The 4,924-nt window shown below is 41.5% G+C and carries 5 protein-coding genes; 1 reads left to right on the forward strand and 4 read right to left on the reverse strand.

The features are described 5' to 3' along the window. Both ACIR310F_RS22015 and pdxA read right to left on the reverse strand, forming a co-directional pair. On the reverse strand, positions 1-1,540 hold a 1,540-nt coding region (locus ACIR310F_RS22015; RefSeq protein WP_155963734.1), incomplete at its 3' end, for a UDP-N-acetylmuramoyl-L-alanyl-D-glutamate--2,6-diaminopimelate ligase. Between the two features lie 56 nt (positions 1,541-1,596). Continuing rightward, positions 1,597-2,691 carry a 4-hydroxythreonine-4-phosphate dehydrogenase PdxA gene (pdxA, locus tag ACIR310F_RS0109845; RefSeq protein ID WP_028083693.1) on the reverse strand — a complete coding sequence of 365 codons (1,095 nt, stop codon included), beginning with the start codon at positions 2,689-2,691 and terminating at the stop codon, positions 1,597-1,599. A 199-nt stretch (positions 2,692-2,890) separates the two neighbouring features. On the opposite strand from pdxA, the gene petM reads away from it, so the two are divergent. After that, positions 2,891-2,995 carry a cytochrome b6-f complex subunit PetM gene (gene petM / locus ACIR310F_RS0109850; RefSeq protein WP_028083694.1) on the forward strand — a complete coding sequence of 35 codons (105 nt, stop codon included), beginning with the start codon at positions 2,891-2,893 and terminating at the stop codon, positions 2,993-2,995. Positions 2,996-3,059: 64 nt separating this feature from the next. Here petM and glmU read toward each other — a convergent pair whose 3' ends face one another. Continuing rightward, positions 3,060-4,415, reverse strand: coding sequence for a bifunctional UDP-N-acetylglucosamine diphosphorylase/glucosamine-1-phosphate N-acetyltransferase GlmU (gene glmU / locus ACIR310F_RS0109855; RefSeq protein ID WP_028083695.1), 1,356 nt, complete (start codon positions 4,413-4,415; stop codon positions 3,060-3,062). Between the two features lie 269 nt (positions 4,416-4,684). Continuing rightward, positions 4,685-4,924, reverse strand: a 240-nt coding sequence (locus tag ACIR310F_RS26735) for a hypothetical protein (RefSeq protein ID WP_231387459.1), incomplete at its 5' end; no start/stop codon positions are given.

Here is a 4,924-nt window from a genome sequence, read left to right on the forward strand (position 1 = left end):
CTGTTCCCTGTTCCCTGTTCCCTGTTCCCTGTTCCCTGTTCCCTGTTCCCTGTTCCCTGTCACCTGTTCTTTGCTGTAAGGCTTCCCGTGCTTGTTCCCTGTCGTCAAAGGGGATTTTCTCAGTTCCAAGAATTTGATAGTCTTCGTGACCTTTTCCGGCTAATAATACACCATCTCCAGGTTGAGCTTGGAGAATTGCTGTACGAATTGCGGTAGCGCGATCGCTGATAACTATTGGTTGTAATATATCAGGAATGCCTGCCAATATGTCCTGTAATATCTTTTCTGGATCTTCTGTGCGGGGATTATCTGAAGTCACCACCACTAAATCAGCCAATTCTGCCGCTATTTTCCCCATTTTTGGACGTTTAGTGCGATCTCTGTCTCCACCACAACCAAACACACAAATCATTTTACCAGGAATAAAAGGCCGAGCAGCTTTGAGCAAATTTTCCAGACTATCGGGAGTATGGGCATAATCCACAATCACGCTAATATCCTGTTGTGGATTAAGTACCCGTTCCATGCGTCCAGGAACGCCGGGAAACTCAGGAATGGCATTTACTACCAAATCTAAATTTAACCCTAAATGGAGAGCCGCAGCGATCGCAGCCAAGAGATTTTCGAGATTATATTGACCAACTAAAGGGGAACTAAAAGCTGTATTTCCTTGAGGAGTATGTAAAATTCCACTGACACCATTGGGTTGATAATTTAAATCACTCATCCAAAAATTGGCGGTATTATTGTTAACGCTATAACTCCAAACCTGGTCGGATTTTGTGGACGCAATTAAGCGTTGACAGTAGGCATCATCGGCGTTAAGAATTGCTTTTCCTTGGAGATAATCTGGACTAAATAGCAATGCTTTTGCGGCGAAATAGTCTTCCATATCCCTATGATAATCTAAATGGTCTTGAGTGAGATTAGTAAAGACTCCGACCTCAAAATCACAATTTAACACTCTACCCTGGGCTAAAGCGTGAGAACTAACTTCCATGACAACGGTTTCACAACCAGCATTAAGAGCATTGGCTAATTGCTGTTGTAAATCCACAGCAAAGGGAGTAGTATTCACAGATGTTTGTTCAAAACCAGGCCAACGGGTGTAAAGAGTGCCAATTAAAGCCGTCGGTAAACTAGATTTTGTGAGAAAATACTCAATTAAGTGGGTAGTTGTCGTTTTCCCGTTTGTCCCTGTTACACCCACCATTTTGAGTTTTTGTCCGGGATAACCATAAAAAGCTGCGGCTATTTGAGCGCAGGTTTTAGTCATATTATCGCTACTAATGACTAGAGAATTTGGTGAAGGGGGAGTTTTAAGAATTGCTGCGGAGGAAACAATGGCCGCTACCGCACCAGCAGCTAAAGCACTTGGCCAAAACTCCCCACCATCTACTCTAGTTCCTGGCATTCCCAAAAACAAATCTCCGGTCGTACAAGCATGAGAATTAGTTTTAAGTCCCTGAATATCAATATCCGGTATATTTACAAGAGATCCAATTCCATCTACAGTCGCTAATAATTCCCGTAATTTCATCTGCACCAACCTCGTCACAAGCTTGTCTTGGGCTTATTTAAACATGATTTTGTAGTTTATGGGGAAATTTTATGATCAAGGTGTTTTCGTTTTACTTGATGCTTGACCAATTCTACCGCCAATTGGATTACTGCTTTCATACTTGTTGCGTCAGCAATACCCTTTCCCGCAATATCAAAAGCTGTTCCGTGGTCTGGTGAAGTCCGTACATAAGGTAAACCAATGGTAGTATTTACAGCCCGATCAAAAGCCATTAATTTAACAGGAATTAAACCTTGGTCGTGATAAAGTGCTAAATAAGCATCAGCGGGATTTTTGACCTCACCATTTCCATACCAAGCCAGACCAGGTTTTACCCACATTGTATCTGGAGGTATTGGTCCTTCTAACTGATTTAGGGAGTTTTTGGCGCGGTGTTTTTGGCGTTCTGACTCCAACCAGGGAATTAACCAGTCTATTTCTTCCGTTCCCAATTGTCCCATTTCTCCACTGTGGGGATTTAAACCGGAGATCACAATTCTCCAATTTTTCAGCCCAAAATCATTTTCCAAACACTCTACCAGCAAATCTAGTTTTTTTGTTAATAATTCCGGCGTTAATGTAGTGGCTACTTGACATAAGGGAATATGTGTGGTAGCAAGTAAGGTACGGAGTGTCCAACCGGTAAAGGGAGATTGTGCCACAAACAACATTCCAAACCGGTCTTTGGAGATATTAAAGCCAGCCCTAGCGGCTAAAAGTTCCGTTTGTCCCGGATAATTGTAACCTGCGGCTTTCCAGGCTGATTTAGCGATAGGTCCTGTGACAATTCCATCAAACTCACCCGCCAAAGTGTGAGATATAGCATATTCCATATAAGCAAAACTCGCCGCGCCACTGGCCGCATTACCCACACCCGTGACAATTTCACCAACAGCAGGTAGGTCAATAATAGACAAATCAGCGGGATTTGCCAAAATTAGATCATTATCAATATTTTTACTGATATTTTCATAAGTTATGGTTATTAAATTTTTGTTACCTACTACCACCAGATCACAATTTTTGGTCACTTCTGGATCTGCTAAAGCCTTCAAAATTACTTCTGGTCCGATACCAGCCGGATCTCCTAGCGTTAATACCAACCGTGGGCGTTTATTTTCATTAGTCATGTTGGGTAATTGGTAATTTGTTGTTTGTCAGTTGTTGTTTGTCAGTTGTTGTTTCTTTGCTACTGACCACTGAACACTGACTTTTGACTATTCCCTATTCCCTGTTCCCAAATTGGTTTAGAATAGTTGATAAAGGTCTAACTCGATAGTTTTGATAAACTGAGTTGATCATAAACACAATCAGGAGAATTGTAACATAATGAGCAGTGAAATGTTAAATGCAGCTATATTACCTTTTAGTCTCATCTTCGTAGGTTGGGCTATCGGTGCTTTGTTACTGAAAATTCAAGGTGCGGAAGAATAAAGCCAATTCAAGATATTTGTGAGATTATGGTGCGTTCGCAACGCACCCTACAAAACAAAAAATGTCAATCTTGAGTTTTCATTTTCCAACCTGGTTTGACTACCTGACGACTACGTGCAATTACTAAGGCATCATCGGCGATATCTTCTGTCACAGTTGAACCTGCGGCGATGTAGACATCATTCCCGATAGTAATAGGTGCAACTAAAACACTATTAGAACCGGTTTTGGTGCGATCGCCGATAATTGTTCTATGCTTATTCACACCGTCATAATTAGCAGTAATTGTCCCCGCACCGACATTTACCTGAGTTCCGGCGGTCGTATCACCTAAATATGAGAGATGTGACACATTAGTGCGATCGCCCAATTGAGTGTTTTTCAACTCGACAAAATTACCAATTCTACAACCTACACCCACATTAGCATGACCGCGTAAATGGGCATAGGGACCGATGCGGGTATTATCCTGAATAATACTATCCGTGACTACAGAATATAGGACAGTGACATTTTCACCCAAGTTGCTATTTTCAATTAAACTTCCCGGACCAATACGACTACCAGACTTAATTACCGTCTTTCCACGCAAATGAGTTTGAGGTTCAATAATCACATCTGGCTGTAACTCCACAGTTTCATCAATAGTAATACTAGCCGGGTCAATTAACGTCACACCTGCTAACAACCATTTTGCGTGAATGCGTCTTTGGAAAATATCATTAGCAGCCGCCAATTGTAATCTATCATTAATTCCCAAAATTTCTTGGTAATCTTGAACATCTACCGCCATTACCTTACCCACCTGAGTTACAGCATCAGTGAGATAATATTCTTTTTGGGCATTATTAGCTTGTAAATGTGGTAAGATGTTAGCCAAATCTGGCCAACGAAAGCAGTAAATACCAGCATTTACCCGATCATTTTCTCTTTGAATAGGAGTGCAATCTTTATCCTCAATTATTTTTTGGACAATACCTTCACTATTACGAAAAACCCTACCATAACCTTGAGGATTTGCCAATTGTGCAGTCAGAATAGTACAGGAATTATGATTTTCTTGGTGAGTTTGTAAGAGAGCTTTCAGAGTTTCAGTTCGCAACAAAGGGACATCACCATTTAAAATTAATAAATCCCCAGTATAATCTTGTAAATAGGGAAGTAATTGTTGGATAGCATGACCCGTACCTAATTGTACAGTTTGTTCCACAAACTCCACGCCATGAATGGAATCAATAGCCGTTTTTACTTCCTGAGACTGATAACCAACAATCACTAATTTGCGTGAAGGTGAAAGGGGGGCAGCACCTTCAATAACGCGTTCCACCAAAGATTTTCCACCCAAAGAATGTAAAACCTTAGGCAGATTAGATTTCATTCTTGTTCCTTTTCCTGCCGCGAGAATTGCTACAACAACCATAATTAGCTATCAGTAATTTTGCGATAAATGCCTTTTTGACTTGCTCCCTTCCAGGCGATATCATATCAGTTAATCATCTGTAGCGGGAGTCATAAGAAAATTTTAGATGATTAGAACCAAAGCAAAATATCTGTCCCTAAACCCTCCTTCCTTCGCGCTCTTCGCTCCTTCGTGGTTCATTTCTCCCCTGCTGACCATAAAACAAAAGACGCAGAAAACGGCTCTGTAGTGCCTCTGCGCCCGTACCCAGAAAAAACCCTTAAACCATCTCACCAAGCCTGTACAGTAGGCTGTGCTTGAGGCTGGAACATAAACAGAGAATAAACCACATCACGGCGGATATTCACCATCATATCCAAGAACAACTCATAACCCTCGCTCTTGTACTCAATTAGCGGGTCCTTTTGCCCATAACCACGCAAACCAACGGACTCACGCAAAGCATCCATTTGTTGCAGATGTTCCCGCCACAAAGTATCAATGCGTTGAAGAATAAAAAAGCGTTCCCC

Source organism: Dolichospermum circinale AWQC310F (assembly GCF_000426925.1).
GTDB classification, from domain to species: domain Bacteria; phylum Cyanobacteriota; class Cyanobacteriia; order Cyanobacteriales; family Nostocaceae; genus Dolichospermum; species Dolichospermum circinale.

What these genes read in the sequence shown, in the direction of transcription:
- petM (WP_028083694.1), top strand. Translation starts at nt 2,891, where the DNA reads ATGAGCAGTGAAATGTTAAATGCAGCTATATTACCTTTTAGTCTCATC.
- glmU (WP_028083695.1), bottom strand. Translation starts at nt 4,415, where the DNA reads ATGGTTGTTGTAGCAATTCTCGCGGCAGGAAAAGGAACAAGAATGAAA.
- pdxA (WP_028083693.1), bottom strand. Translation starts at nt 2,691, where the DNA reads ATGACTAATGAAAATAAACGCCCACGGTTGGTATTAACGCTAGGAGAT.